The organism is Arthrobacter sp. CC3, from assembly GCF_039907775.1.
Classification (GTDB): domain Bacteria; phylum Actinomycetota; class Actinomycetes; order Actinomycetales; family Micrococcaceae; genus Arthrobacter.
In genome coordinates this window covers 82,362-106,187 of sequence record NZ_JARCCY010000013.1, presented here as the reverse complement: position 1 = coordinate 106,187, position 23,826 = coordinate 82,362, and the positions used below count along the sequence as shown (strand labels likewise).

Genomic DNA, 23,826 nt, shown 5'->3' with positions numbered 1-23,826 from the left:
AGGCAACACCGTGCCGGCGGCCAGCCCGGGGCAGCCTCACCGGCCGGCGGATGTGATGTTAAACGCTCTCCGCGCGCCCGGCGGGCAGCCGGGCCGGGATGGCGCGTGTGGTAATTTTGAAGGGCAAATGTTCCTTTTTTAATTCCGTCCCGTGAGGCGGGGAAAGGGGAGACGAGCGTTGACATCAGTCACAGAAGCACCGGTTCCGGCCAGGGTTGTACTCAACTCTGCGGACATTGACCGTGCACTCACTCGTATCGCCCATGAGATCCTCGAGGCCAACAAGGGTTCCCAGGATCTGGTGCTGCTGGGCATTCCGCGCCGCGGCTATCCGCTGGCCGTGCGCCTGGCCAAGAAAATCGCCGCCGCCGATCCCACCGTGGATGCCGCCGCCATCGTGGGCCAGTTGGACGTCACCATGTTCCGGGACGACCTCTCCCACCAGCCCACGCGGCCGCCCTATCCCACGCAACTGCCCCGAACCGGCATCGACAACAAGGTCGTCGTGCTGATCGATGACGTCCTCTACTCCGGCCGGACCATCCGCGCGGCACTGGATGCCATCGTCGACCTGGGCCGCCCGCGCATCGTCCGGCTCGCGGTCATGATCGACCGCGGACACCGTGAACTTCCGATCCGGGCCGACCACGTCGGAAAGAACCTCCCCACGTCCTCCTCCGAAAAAGTCCGGGTCCGGCTTGAAGAGACCGATTCCGTTGACGGCACACCGGTCAACGAAGTGGTCATCGAGGCAGGCGCATGAAGCACCTGCTTTCCACCGAAGACCTCAGCCTGGCCAACGCCATCCGCATCCTCGACACGGCCGAGGAGATGGCCGCGGTGGGGGAACGCGAGGTCAAGAAGCTCCCGGCCCTGCGGGGCCGCACCGTGGTGAACCTGTTCTTCGAGGACTCCACCCGCACGCGCATCTCCTTCGAGGCCGCCGCGAAGCGGCTGTCGGCGGACGTCATCAACTTTGCCGCCAAGGGATCCTCCGTCTCCAAGGGCGAATCCCTCAAAGACACGGCGCAGACGCTGGCCGCCATGGGGGCAGACGCCGTCGTCATCCGCCACTGGGCCTCCGGTGCGCCGCACCGGCTGGCCGCCACGGACTGGATCGACGCCGCCGTCATCAACGCCGGTGACGGCACCCACGAACACCCCACCCAGGCGCTGCTGGATGCCTTCACCATGCGGCGGCACTGGGCACAGCTCCACGGGACGCCGTCCGCGGGGGCTGACCTGAAGGGCATGCGGGTGGCCATCGCCGGTGACGTCCTGCACTCCCGGGTGGCCCGGTCGAACGTCTGGCTGCTCCGTACGCTCGGCGCGGAGGTCACGCTGGTGGCGCCGCCCACGCTGCTGCCCATCGGCGTCGGGCAGTGGCCCTGCAGCGTCAGCTACGACATGGACGAAACCTTGGCGAAGGGCGTGGACGCCGTGATGATGCTGCGCGTCCAGGGCGAACGGATGAACGCCTCGTTCTTCCCCACAACGCGTGAATACTCCCGCCGCTGGGGCTTCGACGACAACCGCCTCCGGGCCCTGGACACCCTGGGACTGAAGGACACCATCATCATGCACCCCGGCCCCATGAACCGGGGCCTTGAAATATCGTCCGCCGCCGCGGACTCTCCCCGTTCCACCGTGCTGGCACAGGTCCGCAACGGCGTATCCGTCCGGATGGCCGCCCTGTACCTGCTGCTGTCCGGGGACACCCGGGAACCGGCAGCCAACGCCTCTTCCGGCACAGCCTCTTCCAGCACCGCATATTCCAACGCCGCCCATTCCACCAAGGAGAGCCACTGATGGCACACGAACAACAGGATGCAGCCCGCACCGGGTCATACCTCATCCGCGGCGCGGCGATTCTCGGCGGCGCAGCCCAGGACCTCCTGATCCGCGACGGCATCATCACCGGACGCGGCACCGACTTGGCCGGCAGCGACGCGGCTGACGGCGCCACCGTCATCGAAGCCGCCGGCCTGGTGGCCCTGCCCGGCATGGTGGACATCCACACGCACCTCCGCGAACCCGGACGGGAAGACGCCGAAACGGTGGAGACCGGCACCCGCGCCGCCGCCCTCGGCGGCTACACGGCCGTGCACGCCATGGCCAACAGCAACCCCGTCGCGGACACCGCAGGCGTGGTGGAACAGGTGCACACCCTGGGACGCGCCGCCGGCTGGGTGGACGTCCGTCCCGTGGGCGCGGTCACCGTAGGCCTCTCCGGCGAACAGCTGGCCGAGCTCGGCGCCATGGCCGATTCCCGCGCCAAGGTGCGGGTGTTCTCCGATGACGGCATCTGCGTCCACGACCCTGTGCTGATGCGCCGGGCCCTCGAATACGTCAAGGCGTTCGACGGCGTGGTGGCCCAGCACGCCCAGGAACCCCGGCTCACCGCCGGCGCCCAGATGAACGAAGGCGACGTCTCGGCAGTTCTCGGACTGACGGGCTGGCCCGCCGTCGCCGAGGAAAGCATCATCGCCCGTGACGTCCTGCTGGCCCAGCACGTCGGGTCCAGGCTGCACGTCTGCCACGTCTCCACGGCAGGTTCGGTCGAGATCATCCGCTGGGCCAAGGCGCGCGGCATCAACGTCACCGCCGAAGTGACCCCGCACCACCTCCTCCTGACCGACGAACTTGTCCGCAGCTACGATCCCGTCTACAAGGTGAACCCGCCGCTGCGCACGGACTCCGACGTCCAGGCGCTCCGCGCGGCCCTGGCAGACGGCACCATCGACGTCGTCGGCACGGACCACGCCCCGCACCCGAGCGAACACAAGGAATGCGAATGGGCGCAGGCGGCCATGGGCATGACCGGCCTGGAAACCGCACTGTCCGTGGTGCAGGCGACCATGATCGAGACCGGCCTCATGGGCTGGGAGGACTTCGCCCGGGTCACCTCCACCGCTCCCGCCGTCATCGGACGGGTGGCCGACCAGGGACGTCCGCTGGAGGTGGGCGAACCCGCGAACGTCACACTGGTGGACCCGGCTGCGCGCTGGACCGTGGACCCTTCTAAGATGGCAACCATGGGCCGTAACTCTCCGTTCGCCGGAAGGGAACTCCCGGGCAAGGTTGTGGCGACGTTCTTCAAGGGTCATCCCACCGTCCTGAACGGCGAGCTCAATACCCCGTACCGTCACGGATCCCACCCGGAAACAACCGGTCCGGCGGGCGCCAACTGATGGACAACAAAGCCCTCACCCTGGTCATCACGCTGCCGCTCATCGCGCTCGTGCTGGCCATGATCGGCGCCGGCTGGCGGAGCCGCCTGCGGCGCCAGTCCGACGTCGAACAGTTGCCCGCGGTGCCGGCGGAACTGAGCCTGCCGCTTGCCGCGGCCGACGGCCAGTACGTCGCCACCACCACGGCGGGGGACTGGCTGGACCGCATTGCCGTTCAAGGCCTGGGAATCCGCACCAACGCCGAACTGACCGTCCACCCCGAAGGCGTGCTGTTCGAGCGGTCAGGTGCCGGACCGGTCTTCATCCCGGCCGGCAGGCTCACCGGAGTCCGGCAGGACAGCGGCATGGCCGGCAAGTTCGTCGAGAAAGACGGACTCCTGGTGCTCAGCTGGACACTGGGCGGCCGTGAACTGGACACCGGATTCCGGACCCGGCGCGCCGCCGACAAACCGGCCATCCTCGATGCCTTTCAAGAATTGATCTCCGCAGTCCCTCAGGCAGATGCCGATAGTGGAAAGTAACAACGTGACAGAAACCCAAGTAACAGCAAACGCAGATACTGCACCTGAACAGGGAACGTCGGCGCCCGCCGTGCTGGTGCTCGAGGACGGCCGCTTCTTCCGCGGCAGCAGCTACGGCGCCACCGGCACCGCCCTGGGCGAGGCGGTCTTCGCCACCGGCATGACCGGCTACCAGGAGACCATCACCGATCCCTCCTACGCCCGCCAGCTGGTGGTCCAGACGGCACCGCATATCGGCAACACCGGCGTCAACGCCGACGACGCCGAGTCCCGCCGCATCTGGGTGGCCGGCTACATTGTCCGCGACGCTGCGCGCCGGCCCTCCAACTGGCGCTCCGAGCGGTCCCTCGACGACGAACTCGTGGAACAGGGCATTGTGGGCATCCAGGGCGTCGACACCCGGGCCATCACCCGGCACCTGCGCGAACACAAGACCATGCGCGCCGGGATCTTCTCCGGCGACGCGGCCCGGGCCACGGACAAAGAACTGCTCGACGCCGTACTGGCAAGCGCGCCGATGGAAGGCGCCCGCCTCGCCGAGGAAGTCAGTGTTGACGAGGCCTACATCGTGGAACCGAAGGACTGGGGCTGGGACGGCGAGCCGCGCTTCAGCATCGCCGCAATCGACCTCGGCATCAAGCGCATGACCCCCATCCGCTTCGCCGAGCGCGGCGTCCGCGTCCACGTCCTGCCGGCGACGGCCACCCTGGCCGACGTGAAAGCGGTCAACCCGGACGGATTCTTCATGTCCAACGGTCCGGGCGACCCCGCCACGGCCGACAACCAGGTCAAGCTGCTCCGCTCGGTGCTGGACGAGAAACTTCCGTACTTCGGCATCTGCTTCGGCAACCAGATCCTGGGCCGGGCCCTCGGCTTCGGCACGTACAAGCTCCGCTACGGCCACCGCGGCATCAACCAGCCCGTGATGGACCGCCGCACCGGCAAGGTGGAGATCACCTCGCAGAACCACGGCTTTGCCGTGGACGCCCCGCTCGACGGCGCCACCCAGGCCCCCGAGGAACGGTTCGGCCGCGTTGAGGTCAGCCATGTGAGCCTCAACGACGACGTCGTGGAAGGCCTCTCCTGCCTGGATATCCCCGCCTTCTCGGTGCAGTACCACCCGGAAGCCGCCGCCGGGCCGCACGATGCCGCCTACCTTTTTGACCGCTTCATCGAGTTGATGGCGGACACCAAGAAGGCTGCCGCCCCCTCGGCTGGCGCCGACTCCAAAACTTCCACCGAATCCAAGACTGAGGACAAGAAGTAATGCCCAAGAGAACTGACCTTAAGAGCGTCCTGGTCATCGGTTCCGGTCCGATCGTGATCGGCCAGGCCGCCGAGTTCGACTATTCCGGCACCCAGGCTCTCCGCGTCCTCAAGGAGGAAGGCCTGCGCGTTATCCTGGTCAACTCCAACCCGGCCACCATCATGACGGACCCCGAGTTCGCCGATGCCACCTACGTGGAGCCCATCACCCCCGAGGTGGTGGAAAAGATCATCGCCAAGGAACGGCCGGATGCGGTCCTGCCCACCCTGGGCGGCCAGACGGCCCTCAACACCGCCATCGCGCTGGACAAGAACGGCGTGCTCGAAAAGTACAACGTGGAACTGATCGGCGCGAACATCGCCGCGATCGAACTCGGCGAAGACCGCGAAAAGTTCAAGGGCGTTGTGGAACGCTGCGGTGCGGAGTCCGCCCGCAGCCACATCATCCATACCATCGACGAGGCCCTGAAGGCCGCCGAAGACCTCGGCTACCCGATGGTCGTCCGGCCCTCCTTCACCATGGGCGGCCTTGGCTCCGGCCTGGCCTACGACGAGGGCGACCTCCGCCGGATCGTCGGCCAGGGCCTGCAGTACAGCCCCACCAGCGAGGTGCTGCTCGAAGAGAGCATCCTCGGCTGGAAGGAATACGAGCTCGAGATGATGCGGGACAAGAACGACAACGTGGTGGTTGTCTGTTCCATCGAGAACTTCGACCCCGTGGGCGTGCACACCGGAGACTCCATCACGGTGGCTCCCGCCCTGACCCTCACGGACCGCGAATACCAGCGCCTGCGCGACATCTCCATCGCGGTCATCCGTGAAGTGGGCGTGGACACCGGCGGCTGCAACATCCAGTTCGCCGTCGAACCGGACACGGGACGCGTCGTCGTCATCGAAATGAACCCGCGCGTCTCCCGGTCCTCGGCGCTGGCCTCGAAGGCCACGGGGTTTGCGATTGCCAAGATCGCCACCAAACTGTCCCTGGGCTACACCCTGGATGAGATCCCGAACGACATCACGCAGAAGACCCCGGCGTCGTTCGAACCGACGCTCGACTACGTCGTGGTCAAGGTTCCGCGGTTCGCGTTTGAGAAGTTCCCGGCAGCGGACCCGACCCTCACCACCACCATGAAGTCGGTGGGCGAGGCCATGGCCATGGGCCGCAACTTCACCGAGGCACTGCAGAAGGCGCTCCGCTCCCTCGAGCAGAAGGGCTCGCAGCTGGACTTCAGCCACGTTCCCGAATGGGAAGTCCCGGAGCTGATCGAAAAGTCCAAGCGGCCCACCACCGAACGCCTGCACCAGGTGCAGCGCGCCCTGCTGGGCGGCGCCACGGTGGAGCAGCTCTTCGAAGCCACCAAGATCGACCCGTGGTACCTGGACCAGCTCCAGCTGCTGAACGAGATCTCGCAGGAAATCCGCAAGTCCACCGCCCTGACCCAGGAGATGCTGCAGCGCGCCAAGCGCCACGGCTTCTCCGACGAGCAGATCGGCGCCCTCACCAACAACCAGGAGGCCGTGGTCCGCGGCGTCCGCCAGGCGCTGGGCATCCGCCCGGTCTACAAGACCGTGGACACCTGCGCCGCCGAGTTCGCCGCCTACACCCCGTACCACTACTCGTCCTACGACGAGGAGGACGAGGTGGCGCTGCACTCCAAGCCGTCCATCATCATCCTGGGTTCGGGCCCCAACCGCATCGGCCAGGGCATCGAGTTCGACTACTCCTGCGTGCATGCCTCCATGGCGCTCCGCAAAGCCGGCTACGAGACCGTCATGGTCAACTGCAACCCGGAAACCGTCTCCACCGACTACGACGTCTCCACGCGCCTCTACTTCGAACCGCTGACCCTCGAGGACGTCCTTGAAGTCATCGCGGCGGAGGAGCGCACCGGCGGCGTCATGGGCGTGTTCGTCCAGCTCGGCGGCCAGACCCCGCTCAAGCTCGCCCAGCAGCTGGCCGACGCCGGCGTGCCGATCCTCGGTACGTCACCGGAAGCGATCGACCTCGCCGAACACCGCGGCGCATTCTCCCGCGTGCTGGACGAAGCCGGGCTCATCTCGCCCAAGAACGGCACCGCAGTGTCCTTCGAGGACGCCAAGAAGATCGCCGACGAAATCGGCTACCCGGTCCTGGTCCGCCCGTCCTACGTGCTGGGCGGACGCGGCATGGAGATCGTCTACGACGAGCCCAACCTCTCCCGTTACATCGCCAACGCCACCGAGATCACCACCGAACATCCGGTGCTGATCGACCGGTTCCTGGAAGACGCCGTCGAAATCGACGTCGACGCCCTCTACGACGGAACAGAAATGTACCTCGGCGGCATCATGGAGCACATCGAAGAGGCCGGCATCCACTCCGGCGACTCCGCCTGTGTGCTGCCTCCGATCACGCTCGGCAACAACGTGATCGAGCGTGTACGCACCGCCACCCTGGCCATCGCCGAGGGCGTGGGCGTCCGCGGCCTCATCAACATCCAGTTCGCCCTGGCCTCCGACGTCCTGTACGTCCTCGAAGCCAACCCGCGGGCCTCCCGCACGGTGCCCTTCGTCTCCAAGGCCACGGGCGTGCAGATGGCCAAGGCTGCCGCGCTGATCGGCACCGGCGTGACCATCAACCAGCTCCGCAGCGCCTACAAGATGCTGCCGGAAACCGGTGACGGCTCCACCCTGCCGTTCGACGCACCCGTCTCGGTCAAGGAGGCCGTGCTGCCCTTCAGCCGCTTCCGTACCCCGGAGGGCAAGGTTGTGGACTCCCTCCTCGGCCCGGAAATGCGCTCCACCGGCGAAGTCATGGGCATCGACAAGCACTTCGACACGGCTTTCGCCAAGAGCCAGGCAGCCGCCAACAACGCGCTGCCCACCGAAGGAAAGATCTTCGTCTCCGTGGCCAACCGGGACAAGCGCTCGGTGATCATGGGCGTCAAGCGCCTCTCCGACCTCGGCTTCGAGATCGTCTCCACCGGCGGCACCGCGGACGTCCTGCGCCGCAACGGCATCCAGGCCACCCCGGTCCGCAAGGTCGCCGAAGGAAGCAGCGCCGAAGGGGAAGGCACCATCGCCGACCTCATCATCGCCGGCGAGATCGACATGGTCTTCAACACGCCGTCCGGCGGAGAAGCCCGCATCGACGGCTACGAACTGCGCGCGGCGGCAACGTCCATCGGCATTCCGTGCATCACCACGGTGGCCGAGTTCAACGCGGCCGTCCAGGCGATCGAAGCATTGCGCACTTACGAATGGTCGGTGACCAGCCTGCAGGAGCACGCTGAGAACCTGAAGGCCCTGCAGAATGGCTGAGCAAGCGGCAGCAATGACGGCCGGCCGGGAGTCCTTCGGCTCCCGGCTCGGCCGGGCCATGGCGGACCGCGGTCCGCTGTGCGTGGGGATCGATCCGCACCCGGCGCTGCTGAAGGCCTGGGGACTGAACGACGACGCCGCCGGCCTGGAGCGCTTCTCGCTCACGGTCGTGGAGGCAGTGGGTTCGCTCGCTGCCGCCGTGAAGCCGCAGGTGGCCCTCTACGAACGCCACGGCTCGGCCGGCATGGCCGTGCTGGAACGCACCCTCGCAGCGTCTGCCGATGCGGGCGTGCTGACCATCGCCGACGCCAAGCGCGGGGACATCGGCTCCACCATGGCAGCCTACGCCGACGCCTGGCTCCGGGACGGCTCTTCGCTGGCCGCGGATTCGGTGACCCTGAGCCCCTACCTGGGCTTCGAGTCGCTGCGCCCGGCCCTGGACCTTGCGGCCGAATACGGCCGCGGCGTCTTTGTCCTGGCCCTGACGTCCAACCCGGAAGGCGCCTCCGTCCAGCACGTCGGCGGCGCGGATTCCGTGGCCCGCCGGATCACCGAGGCGGCGGCTGCTGAAAATCTCCGCTACACGGGCGCGCTGGGCTCTGTGGGCCTGGTGGTTGGCGCCACTGTGGGTGGAGCGCTGGCGGACCTGCAACTGGACCTGGCGGCGGTACGCGGAATCATCCTCGCGCCGGGCCTCGGAGCCCAGGGCGCCACGGCCGCGGATCTGCGGGCAACGTTCGGTGCCGCCTATTCGCAGGTCCTGGGCACCTCAAGCCGGGACATCCTCTCCGGAGGGCCCTCCGTTGGCGGACTCCGGGAGGCCGCCCTGCGCACCTTGGAGCCCCTGCTGACCAGCTGATCCATCGATTTTCGCGTCCATTGATTTCTGCGCCAGGCAAAGGGTAGGTTCGGAGGACTCCCGGGACCTTTGCCTTGGATCCGACCGACGATATCGGGGTGACTTGAGTGAGCCTGCGGCCCCTGACAGACCAGGAACGCGCGGACGCGCTGGGTAAGGCGGCGGCCGCCCGGGCGGCCCGGGCGGAAGCCAAGGAACAGCTAAAGCTTGGAACGCTCACGGTGGCTGAACTCCTCGCCTCCGGGGACGGTGATTCCGCCATCGCGCGGATGAAGGTTTCCGAAATGCTGGAGGCGTTCCCCGGTGTGGGCCGTGTCACGGCCGCTGCCATCATGGACGAGCTGGGCATTGCCGTATCCCGCAGGCTGCGGGGGCTCGGCATTCACCAGCGCCGGGCGCTGGTAGATTTTATGAACGAGAATCACGTCCATCCGAATAACGCCCAAAGGAATATGTGAGCAAGAAACCGGGACTGACAGTCCTCGCCGGCCCGACGGCTGTTGGTAAAGGCACCGTGTCCACCTACATCCGGGACAACTATCCCGAAGTCTGGCTTTCCGTCTCGGCCACCACCCGGGCTCCGCGCCCGGGGGAGCAGGACGGCGTTCACTACTTCTTCAAGTCGGCCGAGGAATTCGACGCCCTGGTGGCCGACGGCGAACTGCTCGAATGGGCCGTGGTCCACGGCCGCAACCGGTACGGTACGCTGCGCAGCACCGTGGACGCGGCCATCGCCGATGGCCGTTCGGTGCTGCTGGAGATTGACCTGCAGGGCGCGCGCCAGGTCAAGCAGGCCGTCCCGGAAGCCCAATTCGTGTTCCTCGCCCCGCCTACCTGGGAGGAAATGGTCCGCCGCCTGGTGGGCCGCGGCACGGAATCAGCCGAGGAACAGCAGCAGAGACTGGAAACCGCTAAACTAGAACTTGCCGCTGAGCCGGAGTTCGATCACACCGTCATCAATGATGACGTTCGACGCGCAGCGGACGAGCTTGTTTCACTCATGGGGCTGACCCCGCACCCGCACTAGCCGCAGGGTCGGATCGGCCCGTTAGAATTTGGAGAATTCGTGTCCACGAACCTTGAAGGCATCATCAACCCGCCGATCGACGAGCTGCTGAAGGCAGCTGATTCCAAGTACGGCCTGGTGATCTTCGGTGCCAAGCGTGCACGTCAGATCAACGCATACTACGCCCAGCTGCACGAGGGCCTGTTCGAATACGTTGGCCCGCTGGTCGACACCAAGCTGAACGAGAAGTCGCTGTCCATCGCCCTGCGCGAAATCAACGAAGGCAAGCTCGTTTCCACGCCGATCGAACCCGCAGAGTAGATCTCCTTACACAAAAAGACTGCCTGTTGACGGAGGTCACGTGCGCATAGTCCTCGGAGTCGGGGGAGGGATTGCCGCCTACAAGGTGGCATCGCTCCTCCGGCTTTTTACTGAAGCCGGACACAACGTCACGGTGATCCCCACGGAGGCGGCCAACCGCTTTGTTGGCGTGGCCACCTGGGAAGCCCTGTCCGGGAACCCGGTCAGCAACAGCGTCTTCGACGACGTTCCGTCGGTCAACCATGTACGCCTGGGTCATGAGGCGGACCTCATCGTGGTGGCCCCGGCCACGGCGGACCTCCTGGCGCGTGCCGCCGGCGGCCATGCCAACGACCTCCTCACCAACACTCTCCTGATGGCCAGCGGCCCGGTGCTGATGGCCCCTGCCATGCACACCGAAATGTGGCTGCACGCTGCCACCCAGGCCAATGTGGAAACGCTGCGCAGCCGGGGCGTAACGGTCCTTGAACCCGCCAGCGGCCGGCTCACCGGCTCCGACTCAGGCCCCGGCCGGCTGCCGGAGCCCGAGGCTATCTTTGCCGCCGCGCTGGCCCTGATGCAGGGCAACGCCGTTCCCGGGCAGCTGCCGCTTGCCGGGCGCACCGTCACCATCAGCGCGGGCGGCACACGGGAACCGCTGGACCCGGTACGGTTCCTCGGCAACCGCTCGTCCGGAAAACAGGGAGTGGCACTTGCCGTGGCAGCCCGCGACGCGGGCGCGAGCGTCCGGCTGCTGGCCGCCCACATGGACGTACCGGCTCCCGCCGGCGTCGAAGTGGTCCGGGTCGAAACTGCGCTGCAGCTCCGGGAAGCGGCGCTGCGCGCGGCAGCCGATTCCGACGTCGTCATCATGGCTGCCGCCGTGGCGGACTTCCGGCCCGCCGAGGTGTCGGACACCAAGATCAAGAAGCGGGATGACACCGCCGATCCAGTGATCAACCTGCTCCGCAACCCGGACATCCTGCACGAACTCGTGGAGGTCCGCGCGGCGGGCAGGCCCGGTCAGCTGATTGTGGGTTTTGCCGCGGAAACCGGCGACGCCGAGGGGGACGTGCTGGACCACGCCGAGGCCAAACTCCGGAAGAAGGGTTGCGACCTGCTGGTGGTCAACCACGTGGGCGAGGGCCTGGTGTTCGGCCAGGACAACAACTCCGTGGTCATCCTTTCCCGCACCGGCTCCGAACCACAATCGGCATCCGGCTCGAAGGACGAAGTTGCGGCGGCCGTCATTGACCGCATCAGCTCCGAGTTGAGCCGCGTATTCCCACGAGCTTGAACGGCCGGCGTGTGCAAGGCCTCCTTAGCAGGGGGACACATGCCGAGGCCTGACCGATTCCCAACCAGTAAGGTAGTTGAGTGACTTTACCGCTGCACATTCCCGCATCCCATGGCGCGACGCCGCCATCCCTTCGTCTCTTCACGTCGGAGTCCGTGACTGAAGGCCATCCGGACAAGATTTGCGACCAGATCAGCGATGCGATCCTGGATGCCCTGCTGGCGAAGGACCCCGAGTCCCGCGTGGCAGTGGAGACGCTGGCCACCACCGGACTGGTGCACGTAGCGGGCGAAGTCACCACAGACGCCTACGTGGAGATCCCGCAGATCGTGCGGGAGACCATCCTGGGGATCGGCTACGACTCCTCGGCCAATGGGTTTGACGGTGCACGCTGCGGCGTCTCCGTCTCCATCGGCCAGCAGTCCAACGACATTGCCGGCGGCGTGTTCAACTCCCTGGAAGCCCGCGAAGGCCGCCAGGAAGACGACTACGACCTCCAGGGCGCCGGCGACCAGGGCCTCATGTTCGGCTACGCCAGCGACGAGACGCCGTCCTACATGCCCGTGCCGATCTGGATTGCGCACCGCCTCTCAGAGCGCCTCACCGAAGTGCGCAAGAACGGCGAACTTCCCTACCTCCGCCCGGACGGCAAGACCCAGGCCACGATCGGCTACGACCGCGACCGGCCGGTCTCCGTCGAAACCATCGTGATCTCCAGCCAGCACGCGGAGGGCGCCAGCCTCGAGCAGCTGCGCGCCGACCTTGCCACGCATGTGATTGACCCGGTGCTGGCGGTAGCCAACCTGGACATCTCGCGTACCCGCAACATCCTCAATCCAGCCGGAGCGTTCGTGATCGGCGGCCCCGTGGGCGACGCCGGCCTGACCGGCCGCAAGATCATCGTGGACACCTACGGCGGCATGGCGCGCCACGGCGGCGGTGCCTTCTCCGGCAAGGATCCGTCCAAGGTTGACCGCTCCGCGGCCTATGCGATGCGCTGGGTGGCCAAGAACGTGGTCGCTGCCGGACTTGCCAAGCGGGCCGAGATCCAGATTGCCTACGCCATCGGCCAGGCACGGCCCGTGGGCACGTATGTCGAGACCTTTGGCACGGAAACGGTGGATCCCGAGCGCATCAGCGCGGCTATTTCGGAAATCTTCGACCTCCGTCCGCGTGCGATCATCGATGCGCTGGACCTCAAGCGGCCCATCTACGCAAAGACTGCTGCGCACGGACACTTCGGCCGCGACGATCCCGACTTCACCTGGGAACGCCTTGACCGTGTGGATGACCTCAAGGCTTTCTTCAACGCCTGAGGGCCGCCACCGGAGTCAATGTCGGTGCCGTGTGTTTGGCTGTAGCAGGGCCCCCGTTCGGGCGGCCCTGCTACTGTGCTTTCCGGCTGGTGGAGCATTGCTCCACCGCGCCGGACCCATGACCACCACAACTGGCAGATGCTGAACGGAGACTGGTCCCATCGCTTCCTTTCCCGGTGAGGCAGCCGCCGCCGAAGAACCCTTCCAGCTGTCATTCCTCCAGGGGTTCCCGGCCGCCCGGACGCAGTCTTCCGGCGGTCCTCCGCTCGCGCCGTCGCTGCCCGTAGCCAGAGTGCTCATCGAATCCTCACTGCCCCATCTGGACCGGCCCTTCGACTACAGCGTGCCGGCCTCGGTCGACGACGCCGCGCAGCCGGGTGTGCGGGTCAAGGTCAAATTCAACGGCCAGGAGCTCAGCGGCTACATCCTTGACCGGGTGGCTGATTCCGACGCCGGGCACGTGCTCTTACCGCTCCATAAAGTCGTGTCTGCCGTGCAGGTCCTCACGCCGGAAATGGCCGCGCTGGCCGGCACTGTGGCAGCCCGCTACGCCGGAACCGTCAGCGACGTCCTGCGCGTGGCCATCCCGCCGCGGGTTGCCAAGCTTGAGAAGGAGCTGGCCACCGAGGGAAAGCTCTCCGCAAGCCCTCAAATGACGGAAGCCGCTGCGGACGCGGAGCCGGAGGCGTCCCGCATTCCACACCCACCCGGGAACTGGTCCCGCTACGTCAACGGGACGGCCTTCCTCCGGCACCTCGCTGCGGGCGAGTCGCCGCGCGCGGTGCTAAGCGCGCTCCAGGGTTTCGGCCCTGCCGGCTGGCCCGAGCTCATTGCCGAAGCCGTGGCGGCCGTCCGTGCCGCGGGCCGTGGCGCGGTGGTGGTGGTTCCGGACCAACGCGACCTGGACCGCGTTGAGGCCGCCCTGGCGCGGCTGCTTCCCCGGGAAGACATCGCCCGGCTCACTGCCGACGACGGGCCGACGCCCCGCTACCGCAGCTACCTGCGGGTGTTGACCGGGCACGCGGGCGTCGCGGTCGGCACCCGCTCGGCGGCCTATGCCCCCGTGCACAACCTTGGCCTGGTGGTGTGCTGGGACGACGGCGACGACCTCCACATCGAGCAGCGGTCGCCCTACGCCCACACCAGGGAGGTCCTGCTCCTGCGCGCGGAGCAGGAGGGCGCAGCGTGCCTGCTGGCGGCGCACACCCGCAGCACCGAACTGCAGCGCCTGGTGGACGCAGGCTGGGCCCGGACCGTGGAAGCCGCCCGCCCTGAGGTCCGGAGGACTGTACCGCGTGTCCTGAACACCGCGGACAGCTTTGAACAGGAACGCGACCCCCTCGCCCGGATCGCCAGGCTGCCGGGGGCGGCCTGGCGCGCCGCCAAGGAAGGCCTGGAACGCGGCCCCGTCCTGGTGCAGGTGGCCCGCGCCGGCTATGCGCCCTCGCTGGTCTGCGACTCCTGCCGGGAACCTGCCCGGTGCACGGCCTGCAGCGGGCCCCTGGCTATTGACGGCGCCGCCGGATCGTCCGCCGTACCGCAGTGCCGCTGGTGTTCTGCGCCGGCGCCGGCCTGGCGCTGCAGCCACTGCACCAGCCCCAGGCTCCGCCGCTCCGCCACCGGTGTGCTGCGGACCGCGGAGGAGCTGGGCCGGGCGTTCCCGGGCAAACCCGTCATCACGTCGTCGGGCGACCACGTCAAAGCCACCGTCCCGGACACAAGAGCCCTCGTAGTGGCCACCGTGGGAGCGGAACCTGTGGCGGCTGGCGGCTATGCCGCCGCACTGCTGCTGGATGGGGACTCTTTGCTGCGCCGGGAAAACCTCCGCGCAGGGGAGGACGCCGTACGGCGCTGGTTCAACGCCGCGGCGCTCGTCAAGCCTGCCGCTGAGGGGGGCCTCGTGGTGATCACCGCGGACGACGCCGCCGGGGTGGGCGCGCTGCTTCGCTGGGACGCCAGCGGGTATGCGCAGCGCGAATTGTCATTGCGGCAGGAGCTCCAGTTGCCCCCGGCGGTGCGGGTTGCCTCGGTGACCGGCGGCCGGACCGCCGTCGGGCACTTCACCGAGGCCATTGAGCAGGGCCTGGCCCGGCAGGGCATTACCCTGCGCATGGCTGGTCCGGCGCCCGTGCTGCTGTCGAATGCACGGGCAGCCAGCCAGGAGGCCGGCGAGGACGTCCGGACGCTGCTGTTCATTCCGTATGCACAGGCGGCGGAATCAACGCGTGCGATGCGGGCCGTCAAGGCCGCGGCGGCGGCACGGCGCAGCGACGATCCCGTCCAGCTCCGGCTTGACGGCGTGGACGTGCTCTAGCTGATGTGCTCCAGCCGACGTGCCCTGGTTGTGTGTCCCGGCTGACGGCTGACGGCTGACGGCTGACGGCGAACTGCGGCTGAGGAGCTTCCGCCGGGGCCGGCCTCAGCGCCTGCTGATCCGGGCGGCCTCTTCGGCCAGGTCCACGAGTTGCCGGGCGGAGTGGTCCCAGCTGAATTCCGCAGCCCGTTCCACGGAACGGCGTGACAGCGCCTTCCACACCTGCGCCTGTTCCAGCCGCCGCACCGCTTCGGCGAACTCGGACGGGGAATCCGGGTGGACGTACGTCACGGCGTCCTGCCCCACTTCGCGGAAGATCGGGATGTCACTGGCGATGACGGGCGTGCCGTGGGACATGGCCTCCACGAGCGGCAGCCCGTAACCTTCCGCGCGTGAGAGGCTGATCAGGGCAGTGGTCCGGGCCAGCAGGGCCTCGTACTCGGCATCCGTCACGCCGTTATGGAAGACGACTTCCGCTCCCGGCGGCACCAGGGCCTCGAGTTCCGCCCGGCGCTGCGGCGTGATGCGGCTGAGGAGATGGAGCGTCATGCCGGGCAGTTCGGCCATTCCCCGCACCATGGTGTCCACGTTTTTGTACGGCATGAACGAACCCATGTAGAGCAGGGTGGGGTCCGCGCCGGCACCGGGGTCGCGGGGCGTGTGGCCGTGCTGCGGAGCGTTGCCCACAATCCGGACCGGCCGCTTCGTCAGGCGGTATTTGGCGATCAGGGCTTCGGTGGTGTGGCTGATGGTGGCCACCACGTCCGCCCGGTTCAGGAGCAGCCGCTGCGGCCAGAACGCCTTGTGGTAAAGGCGCCACAGCACTCGGACCGGGGCAGGCAGGAAGCCTGGCGGAGCGGGGTGCTCGTAGTAGATGAGGTCGTGGAGGGTCAGGACCAGACCGTACTTCCGGCCCAACGTCCCCATCGTCTGCATCGGGCACACCACCACGTCGGCGCCAAGCTTGTTGACCTTAGCGGCCACGAAGAGCTCCGCGGGGGAGAGCGGGCTGTTGATCATCGTGTAGGGCACGTCCGGGAGCAGGGCCAGCTGCCGGGGATCGCTGACGAGCATCGAGACGTCGGCGATCTTGGCCGTGGCGGCGATCAGGCTGGCCCCGTACCTGCTGATTCCGTCGTGGTGGTCCAGGCGGGTGAAGCGGGCATCGATAATGATTTTCACGCGGGATGGTCCTTCAGGAAGCGTCTGATGTAGCCGGCGGCCGGTGCGGGTGTCTCATAGTGGATAAGGTGCCCCACACCCGGAATGACCTCGAGGGTGCCGTCCGGCAGGAGGGCCTTCAGCTTGTGCTGGTCCGGGAGCATCGCAATCTCATCCTTTTCACCGGCAACCAGCAGCACCGGAAGGGCCAGGTCCGCAGCAACTTCGGAGACGTTGCTGCCCACGGACGCCTTGAAGGACTCAAGCAGGCTGTCCCGGTTGGCAAAGGCCGAGAAGTACGCGCTGTGCTGGCCGTGGATAAAGCGACGGAGCTGCTTGTCCCTGGTCTTTGCCATGGCGACGCTCATGACCCTGACAATGAGCCTGCTGCGGAGCAGGTACAGGCCCAGGGCGCGGGGGAGCCTGGCAGAGGCCTCGTAGTAGATGACTGCCAGTTTGGTCATGACGCCCTTGGGCCCCTCCAGTGCCGGCGCGGCAATGGGATTGATGAGGATGAGCGGGAACACGGCGCCGGGGTTGGCCGCCACGAAATGGCTGGCAATGATGGATCCGAAGGAGTGTCCCAGCAGCACCGTTTCCGGCCCCAGGCCCAGGGCGGTCATGAAGTCGCGGATGAACTGCCCGTACCGCGCGAGGCTGTGCTCACCATCGGTGAACGCGCCGGAGCTGCCGAAACCGGGCAGGTCGGGCATGATCAACCGCATGTCGGGGAGCTGGTCCGCAACCCGCAGCAGGCCGTGGTGGTCCCCGCGGAATCCGTGGATCACCAGGATCGTCCTGGTCTCCGCTGTGACGGTAACGGGCTCGTACACCCAGTAGTCCACAGTGCAGCCATCCAGGTCCACGCTGGCGGCCCGCGTCCTGTCGTCCAGTGCGCCGCTGAAGAGGTGCAGGGCCTGTGCCGGTCCTGTGTCCACTTGTTCCATGGTGTCGAATCCTAGTTGACGTTGTCCGGGTGGGAGCCTGTGCGCTGGTTGCGTTCCAGGGCGGCAAGGGCGGCCATGTCCGAGGCGTCCAGGGTAAAGCCGAAGACATCAAGGTTTTCCCGGATCCGGGTGTAGGAGCTGGCTTTAGGAATGACCACGTTGCCCAGCTGCACGTGCCACCGCAGGACGATCTGGGCCGCGGTCCGGCGGTGCGCCGCTGCCAGCTCCACAACCACTGGATCCTCCAGCACCTGCCCCCGGCCCAGCGGGCTCCAGGCCTCCGTGCGGATACCAAGCCGGTCATGCAGGCCCCGGAGTTCGTCCTGCTGCAGCCAGGGATGAAGTTCCACCTGGTTCACGGCGGGGACCACTTCGGCCGTCTCGAGCAGGCGCTCCAGGTGGGCAGGCTGGAAGTTGGAAACTCCGATGGCCCGGATCCTGCCCTCGCGGTACAGGGTTTCCATGGCCCGGTAACTTTCGGTGAAGAGTCCGCGGCGGGCGCAAGGCCAATGGATGAGGTAGAGGTCGATGTATTCCAGGCCGAGGTTGGACATGGAGGTCTGGAAGGCCCGCATCGTTGCGTCGTAGCCGTGGTCGTCATTCCACACCTTCGTGGAGACGAAGAGGTCCTCCCGGGAGAGCCACGGCGCCGCCTCGCCGGAGCCGCCGCCGGCTCCGCTGCCGCCGAAGCCGGAGAGGGCGCCGATGGCCTTGCCCACCCCGGTTTCATTTCCGTACATGGACGCAGTGTCGAAGTGCCGGTAGCCGGCTTCGAGGGCCATGGTCACCAGGCCGGCAGCGTCCGCCGGGGGAACCTTGTAGAGCCCGAAGCCCAGCTGGTCGATCAGCACACCATTGTTGAGGCTTAGCCGGGGCGAGGTTTTCATAGCACTGACTCTACCGACTCCCCGCGGCAGGCTCCCCGGGACAGGCCGTGAAGCCTGCCGCTGCCGGCGTCACGACAACCCGTCGAAACTCACCAGGCGCCGCGCCATGGCTTCATCGAGGATCAGGTCGGTGGCGAGCCCGGCAGCGAGCGCGCCGCGCAGTCCGTTGATCTTCGAGGCTCCTGATACGACGCAGATCCGCCGCCGGACCTGCCGCAGCTGTGCCAGCGCCGGGCCGGTGGACCGTTCGTTGAGCGTGATGCCGTCGGAGGACCCGTCGCCGCGGAAAAACACGGTGGCAACGTCACCCACCACGTCCGAGCTGGCCAGAATGTTCAGGTCGTTCTCGTCGAGGTAGCCGCCGGCATAGACGTGGCTCGGGTAGTCGGCGTCCACTGATCCCACACCGAAAATGGCAATGCTCATGCGTGACTGCAAATCCAGGATGCGCTGGACGCTGCGTTCATTCCACATGGCGGTTTTCGTGGCGGCGTGGTCAAAAAACGCCGGAACGGGAAACTGTTCAACACGCGCCCCGAAGGCGCTGCCGAACCTGCGCATGATGTCGCTGGCGTAGGTAATGCCGGTGGTCTGCATGTTCCCCGCGCCGTTGAGCTGGACGATCACGCTGTCGTGGGTGATCTTGCGGGTCAGGTGGCGGCTGACCGCGCTGAGGGTGGATCCCCACGCGACGCCGATGATCGCGTTTGAGTCGACCAGCGGACCGATGGTCCGTGCAGCCTGCATGGCCACCCTGTCAAGTGTCTCCGCCTCATTCAGGGTGTCCACCACCGGAACGACGTGCACATCGACGCGGTATTGGGCGCGGATCATGTTCTCCAGTTCGGGTCCCGTGTCGAGCGGATTGCGGATCTGGATCTGCACCAGGCCGGTTTCCCGGGCAGTCGATAAAAGCCGGGAAACCGTGGATCTCGAGGTCCGGAGCTCCCTGGCTATGGCGTCCATCGTGAGGTCCTGGAGGTAATACAGTTGTGCAGCCCTGAGGGCTTCTGAGTGGCGTGAACGCGGCATTGGGCTTCCGTTCTGCACGTTTGTGCATAGTGCTTGACTCCATTTTCCATTAGTCCAAACAATAGTGGTGAACGGCGCCGCGCTGAGGCGTGCCGCACAGAACCAAACCCAAAGGAGCAGATTTGGGAACCAACGATTCATCCGGCCATCCGTCTTCCAGCCGCCAGCGGTCCTCAGTGCAGAGCCTGCGAAAGCGGCCCCGCGCGCAGGTCCTGATCATCGGCGGCGGAATCAACGGAGTGGGCACGTTCCGCGATCTGGCACTACAGGGCGTCGATGTTGCGCTCGTCGAACGCGGAGACTACTGCCAGGGGGCCAGCGGTGCATCGTCGCACATGATCCACGGCGGAATCCGGTACCTCGAAAACGGTGAGTTCCGCCTGGTCCAGGAGTCCGTCGTCGAACGCAACAGGCTGCTGCGCATTGCCCCCCACTACGTCAAGCCGCTCCAGACCACTATTCCCATCTTCAGCACCTTCTCCGGCGTGCTGTCCGCGCCGCTGCGGTTCCTGACCCACAAGCAGCAGGGCAAGCCGAAAGAACGCGGCGCCTTCCTGATCAAGCTCGGCCTGAGCATGTACGACTTCTTCTCACGCGACGGCGGCACAGTTCCGCGCCACCAGTTCCGCGGCCGGAAGCGCGCCCTGGCGGAACTGCCGCGGCTGCACCCCGGAATCAAGTACGCGGCCACCTATTTCGATGCCTCGGTCCACAACCCCGAGCGGCTCACCCTGGACGTGCTCCAGGACGGCGAAAAGGCCGGCGCCGTGGGTCCGAGTGACGCCCGGGCCAGCAACTACCTTTCGCTCGTGTCCATGGGCGGGGCGGCCGGAAATTCGTCCGGTTCCACGGGCGGCAGCACTGTCCAGCTGCGCGATGAACTCACCGGCGAAGTCTTCGACTTCACGGCGGACGTGATCGTCAACACCACGGGGGCCTGGGTCGACCTGACCAACCAGGCCATGGGTGCTGCCTCCTCCTTCATGGGCGGAACAAAGGGTTCGCACATCGTGCTGGACCACCCCGGGCTGCTCGAGGCCTGCAACGGCCGCGAAATCTTCTTTGAACACACGGACGGCCGGATCGTGCTGATTTACCCGATGGGCGACCGCGTGCTGGTGGGCACCACCGACGTCGATGCGGACATGGCAGAGGATGCCGTCTGCACCGACGCCGAGATCGACTACTTCTTCGACCTGATCGGCCATGTCTTCCCGGACGTCCCGGTGAGCCGGGACCAGATCGTGTACACCTTCGCCGGTGTCCGCCCGCTGCCCCGGCACGACGCCACCCAGCCCGGCTTCGTCAGCCGGGACTACCGGATCGAGCGCGGCGGACAGCATACGTCGGCCGGCGGCGCCGTCGTGCTCAGCCTGGTGGGCGGCAAATGGACCACGTTCCGGGCCCTGGCAGAACACCTGACAAATGACGTGCTCAAGGAACTGGGACTGGAACGGAAAGTCTCGACGGCGAAACTCGGCATCGGCGGCGGCGCCGGCTTCCCGGACACAGCGTCCGGCATCGAACAGTGGATCAAGGCACACATGTCCGCCGGCCGCGACGCTGACCGGATCTCCGGATTGCTGACCCGCTACGGCACCCGCGCCGAAGAAGTCCTGCGATACCTCGACGCCGGACCGGACCGGCTCCTGCACTCCACCCGCGAACTCAGTGTCCGCGAACTGGAGTTCATGGCCCGCAACGAACAGGTGGGGCACCTCATCGACGTGCTGATCCGGCGCACGTCGCTGGCCTTCCGCGGGCTGGTGACCGGCGAACTCCTCAACGAGGTCGCAGAGGTCCTTGCCGTTCCGCTGGGCTGGGACGCCGCCGCCCGGGCAGCCGAAATCCACTACGCCCAGGAGGTGCTTGAACGCTTCCACGGCGTCCAGGTCCACAGCCTGGTCGCCTAGATAGCTTGCGTGCCCGGGGAGGGAGTGCCCGGGCGCAAGGGCTGCGCGGTTCCGCTGGAGGAACAGCCGGCGCAGCAGCCGGCCGGCAACGCAACAACGTTGCCGGCCCAACAGCCCTTCAAACTCGCGAAGGGCTGACAACAGAAAATAGAGGAGTCAAAGATGTCTCTTGGAATTGTTTTCCTTTCCGAAGTATTCGGAACCGCAATGCTCACCCTGCTGGGTTGCGGCGTTGTGGCAAACGTCGCGCTCAAAGGCACCAAGGGCAACAACGGCGGATTCCTGATGGTCACATGGGGCTGGGGCATTGCAGTCTTCTGCGGTGTTTTCGTGGCTGCCAAGTCCGGCGCACACCTGAATCCCGCCGTCACTTTCGGCCTGCTGCTCAACGGCAAGGCGGAGTATGCTCCCGGCGTCAGCGTCGACTTCGCATCCACACTGACCTACTTCGGCGGTGAATTCCTGGGCGCGTTCCTGGGTGCAGTGGTCATGTGGCTGGCCCACAAGCAGCACTTCGACGCCGAACCTGAACCCGCCAGCAAGCTCGCCGTGTTCTCCACGGGCCCTGCCATCCGCTCCACCCCGTGGAACCTGATCACCGAGATCATCGGCACCTTTGTCCTCGTCTTCGTCATCCTGACCCTCGGCGGGACCCCTTCCGGCCTTGGCCCGCTGGCCGTGGCCCTGCTGGTTGTCGGTATCGGTGTGTCCCTCGGCGGTCCCACCGGCTACGCGATCAACCCCGCCCGCGACCTCGGTCCCCGCATCGCCCACGCACTGCTGCCCATCAAGGGCAAGGGCTCCAGCGACTGGAGCTACTCCTGGATCCCGGTAGTGGGCCCGCTGGTAGGCGGCGGACTCGCCGGCGCCGTCGCAGCAGTAGTGCCGATCATCGCCTCGGCAGCTTCCTGATCCCCGTCCCGCGTTCCAACACCCCCACCAAGCCCTTCAGACAACAGACAAGGACGTCAACATGAACCAGTACGTAATCGCCATCGACCAGGGCACCACCAGCACCCGCGCCATCGTCTTCGACCACAGCGGCAGCATCGTCTCCTCGGGCCAGATGGAACACGAGCAGATCTTCCCGCAGGCAGGCTGGGTGGAACACGACCCCGCCGAAATCTGGAACAACACCCGCGAGGTCATCGCCTCCGCCCTGTCCAAGGCGAACCTGACCCGGCACGATATCGCCGCCGTCGGCATTACCAACCAGCGCGAAACGGCCGTTGTCTGGGACAAGACGACGGGCGAGGCCGTATACAACGCGATCGTCTGGCAGGACACCCGGACCCAGGACATCGTGGACGAGCTGGCCAAGGATGGCGGCCCGGAGCGTTTCAAGCAGAAGGTGGGCCTGCCGCTGGCAACGTACTTCTCCGGCACCAAGATCAAGTGGATCCTGGACAACGTGGAGGGCGCCCGCGCCAAGGCCGAAGCCGGCGACCTGGTCTTCGGCAACACGGACTGCTGGGTCCTGTGGAACCTCACGGGCGGAGTGGACGGCGGCGTGCACGTCACCGACGTCACCAACGCCTCCCGGACCATGTTCATGGACCTTGACACGCTGTCCTGGGACCAGGAGATCCTGGATGCCTTCGGCGTTCCGGCCTCCATGATGCCTGCCATCAAGTCATCCTCCGAGGTCTACGGCACGGTCCACACTTCACAGCTCCTCCGTGAAACGCCGGTTGCCGGCATCCTTGGCGACCAGCAGGCGGCCACCTTCGGCCAGGCGGCGTTTGAGGCCGGCGAGGCCAAGAACACGTACGGCACCGGCTGCTTCCTGATCTTCAACACCGGGGAGGAAATCGTCCACTCCAAGAACGGCCTGCTGACCACTGTGGGCTACAAGCTGGGGGACGCTGCTCCACACTATGCGCTGGAAGGCTCCATCGCCGTCACCGGATCCCTCATCCAGTGGCTACGGGACAACCTCGGGTTGATCAGCAGTGCCCCGGAAGTGGAAACGCTCGCCGCCTCGGTCAAGGACAACGGCGGCGTGTACATCGTCCCGGCGTTCTCGGGACTGTTCGCGCCGTACTGGCGGTCCGATGCCCGCGGCGCCATCGTGGGCCTGACCCGATTCGTCAACAGGAACCACATCGCCCGTGCGGCACTGGAGGCCACCGCCTTCCAGACCCGTGAGGTGCTCGACGCCGTCAACGCGGACTCCGGTGTTCCGCTGACGGAGTTGAAGGTCGACGGCGGCATGGTCGCCAATGACGCCCTGATGCAGTTCCAGGCGGACATCCTGGGTGTTCCGGTGATCCGGCCGAAGGTCGTGGAGACCACCGCCCTCGGCGCTGCCTATGCTGCCGGCCTTGCCGTCGGCTTCTGGAAGGACCTGGGGGAGTGCTCGGCCAACTGGTCCGAGGACAAGCGCTGGGAACCGCAGATGGACGCAGGGGAGCGGGACCGCCAGATGCGCCTCTGGAAGAAGGCCGTGACGAAGTCCATGGACTGGGTCGACGAGGACGTGAAGTAGACCCGGCGAGCCTATGCCTTCGCTGTTA

At 66.7% G+C, this 23,826-nt stretch carries 20 protein-coding genes; 16 read left to right on the top strand and 4 right to left on the bottom strand.

What is annotated here, in order from left to right; all coding sequences use genetic code 11:
- Window positions 1-178 precede the first annotated feature (178 nt).
- The 13 genes from pyrR to PV761_RS10170 all read left to right on the top strand — a co-directional run bounded on the left by pyrR (window position 179) and on the right by PV761_RS10170 (window position 15,370).
- Window positions 179-763: a bifunctional pyr operon transcriptional regulator/uracil phosphoribosyltransferase PyrR gene (gene pyrR / locus PV761_RS10230; RefSeq protein ID WP_028269121.1), complete on the top strand. Its 585-nt coding sequence runs from the start codon at window positions 179-181 to the stop codon at window positions 761-763.
- Window positions 760-1,809: an aspartate carbamoyltransferase catalytic subunit gene (locus PV761_RS10225; RefSeq protein WP_347896419.1), complete on the top strand. Its 1,050-nt coding sequence runs from the start codon at window positions 760-762 to the stop codon at window positions 1,807-1,809. Before pyrR ends, PV761_RS10225 begins: the two co-directional genes overlap by 4 nt.
- Window positions 1,809-3,191 (top strand): dihydroorotase, encoded by a 1,383-nt coding sequence (locus tag PV761_RS10220; RefSeq protein WP_347896417.1) that lies wholly within the window; start codon window positions 1,809-1,811, stop codon window positions 3,189-3,191. The genes PV761_RS10225 and PV761_RS10220 overlap by 1 nt, the downstream gene beginning before the upstream one ends.
- Window positions 3,191-3,712, top strand: a complete 522-nt coding sequence (locus PV761_RS10215) for a hypothetical protein (protein ID WP_347896415.1) — start codon at window positions 3,191-3,193, stop codon at window positions 3,710-3,712. The genes PV761_RS10220 and PV761_RS10215 overlap by 1 nt, the downstream gene beginning before the upstream one ends.
- Window positions 3,693-4,979, top strand: a complete 1,287-nt coding sequence (gene carA, locus PV761_RS10210) for a glutamine-hydrolyzing carbamoyl-phosphate synthase small subunit (protein ID WP_028269125.1) — start codon at window positions 3,693-3,695, stop codon at window positions 4,977-4,979. Before PV761_RS10215 ends, carA begins: the two co-directional genes overlap by 20 nt.
- The gene (gene carB, locus PV761_RS10205) at window positions 4,979-8,278 is read left to right on the top strand and encodes a carbamoyl-phosphate synthase large subunit (protein WP_028269126.1); all 3,300 of its coding nucleotides are present in this window, start codon (window positions 4,979-4,981) and stop codon (window positions 8,276-8,278) included. The genes carA and carB overlap by 1 nt, the downstream gene beginning before the upstream one ends.
- Window positions 8,271-9,137, top strand: a complete 867-nt coding sequence (pyrF, locus tag PV761_RS10200) for an orotidine-5'-phosphate decarboxylase (RefSeq protein WP_055803237.1) — start codon at window positions 8,271-8,273, stop codon at window positions 9,135-9,137. The genes carB and pyrF overlap by 8 nt, the downstream gene beginning before the upstream one ends.
- 107 nt (window positions 9,138-9,244) lie before the next feature.
- The gene (mihF, locus tag PV761_RS10195) at window positions 9,245-9,595 is read left to right on the top strand and encodes an integration host factor, actinobacterial type (RefSeq protein WP_347896411.1); all 351 of its coding nucleotides are present in this window, start codon (window positions 9,245-9,247) and stop codon (window positions 9,593-9,595) included.
- Complete coding sequence (gene gmk / locus PV761_RS10190) at window positions 9,592-10,164, top strand: guanylate kinase (RefSeq protein ID WP_028269129.1); 573 nt, start codon at window positions 9,592-9,594, stop codon at window positions 10,162-10,164. The genes mihF and gmk overlap by 4 nt, the downstream gene beginning before the upstream one ends.
- Before the next feature lie 39 nt (window positions 10,165-10,203).
- Window positions 10,204-10,464 carry a DNA-directed RNA polymerase subunit omega gene (rpoZ, locus tag PV761_RS10185; protein ID WP_011692102.1) on the top strand — a complete coding sequence of 87 codons (261 nt, stop codon included), beginning with the start codon at window positions 10,204-10,206 and terminating at the stop codon, window positions 10,462-10,464.
- 40 nt (window positions 10,465-10,504) lie between these two features.
- Window positions 10,505-11,740, top strand: a complete 1,236-nt coding sequence (coaBC, locus tag PV761_RS10180) for a bifunctional phosphopantothenoylcysteine decarboxylase/phosphopantothenate--cysteine ligase CoaBC (RefSeq protein ID WP_028269130.1) — start codon at window positions 10,505-10,507, stop codon at window positions 11,738-11,740.
- An 80-nt stretch (window positions 11,741-11,820) separates the two neighbouring features.
- Window positions 11,821-13,056, top strand: a complete 1,236-nt coding sequence (gene metK, locus PV761_RS10175) for a methionine adenosyltransferase (RefSeq protein ID WP_347896408.1) — start codon at window positions 11,821-11,823, stop codon at window positions 13,054-13,056.
- Window positions 13,057-13,264: 208 nt separating this feature from the next.
- Window positions 13,265-15,370, top strand: coding sequence for a primosomal protein N' (locus PV761_RS10170; RefSeq protein ID WP_347896437.1), 2,106 nt, complete (start codon window positions 13,265-13,267; stop codon window positions 15,368-15,370).
- A 105-nt stretch (window positions 15,371-15,475) separates the two neighbouring features.
- Here the strand turns inward: PV761_RS10170 and PV761_RS10165 are convergent, their stop codons facing one another.
- The 4 genes from PV761_RS10165 to PV761_RS10150 form a co-directional block, all read right to left on the bottom strand.
- Window positions 15,476-16,552, bottom strand: coding sequence for a glycosyltransferase family 1 protein (locus PV761_RS10165; RefSeq protein ID WP_347896406.1), 1,077 nt, complete (start codon window positions 16,550-16,552; stop codon window positions 15,476-15,478).
- Window positions 16,549-17,478, bottom strand: coding sequence for an alpha/beta hydrolase (locus PV761_RS10160; RefSeq protein ID WP_347896404.1), 930 nt, complete (start codon window positions 17,476-17,478; stop codon window positions 16,549-16,551). The genes PV761_RS10165 and PV761_RS10160 overlap by 4 nt, the downstream gene beginning before the upstream one ends.
- Before the next feature lie 11 nt (window positions 17,479-17,489).
- Window positions 17,490-18,365, bottom strand: coding sequence for an aldo/keto reductase (locus tag PV761_RS10155; RefSeq protein WP_347896402.1), 876 nt, complete (start codon window positions 18,363-18,365; stop codon window positions 17,490-17,492).
- A gap of 69 nt (window positions 18,366-18,434) precedes the next feature.
- On the bottom strand, window positions 18,435-19,397 hold the full coding sequence (locus tag PV761_RS10150) for a sugar-binding domain-containing protein (RefSeq protein WP_347896400.1): 963 nt from the start codon (window positions 19,395-19,397) through the stop codon (window positions 18,435-18,437).
- A 122-nt stretch (window positions 19,398-19,519) separates the two neighbouring features.
- Between PV761_RS10150 and PV761_RS10145 the strand changes: the two genes are divergently transcribed.
- The 3 genes from PV761_RS10145 to glpK all read left to right on the top strand — a co-directional run bounded on the left by PV761_RS10145 (window position 19,520) and on the right by glpK (window position 23,798).
- On the top strand, window positions 19,520-21,310 hold the full coding sequence (locus PV761_RS10145) for a glycerol-3-phosphate dehydrogenase/oxidase (RefSeq protein WP_347896398.1): 1,791 nt from the start codon (window positions 19,520-19,522) through the stop codon (window positions 21,308-21,310).
- A 162-nt stretch (window positions 21,311-21,472) separates the two neighbouring features.
- Entirely contained in the window at window positions 21,473-22,222 is a 750-nt protein-coding gene (locus tag PV761_RS10140) for an MIP/aquaporin family protein (protein WP_028269138.1), read from the top strand.
- A gap of 61 nt (window positions 22,223-22,283) precedes the next feature.
- Window positions 22,284-23,798, top strand: coding sequence for a glycerol kinase GlpK (glpK, locus tag PV761_RS10135; RefSeq protein ID WP_028269139.1), 1,515 nt, complete (start codon window positions 22,284-22,286; stop codon window positions 23,796-23,798).
- Window positions 23,799-23,826: the final 28 nt, after the last annotated feature.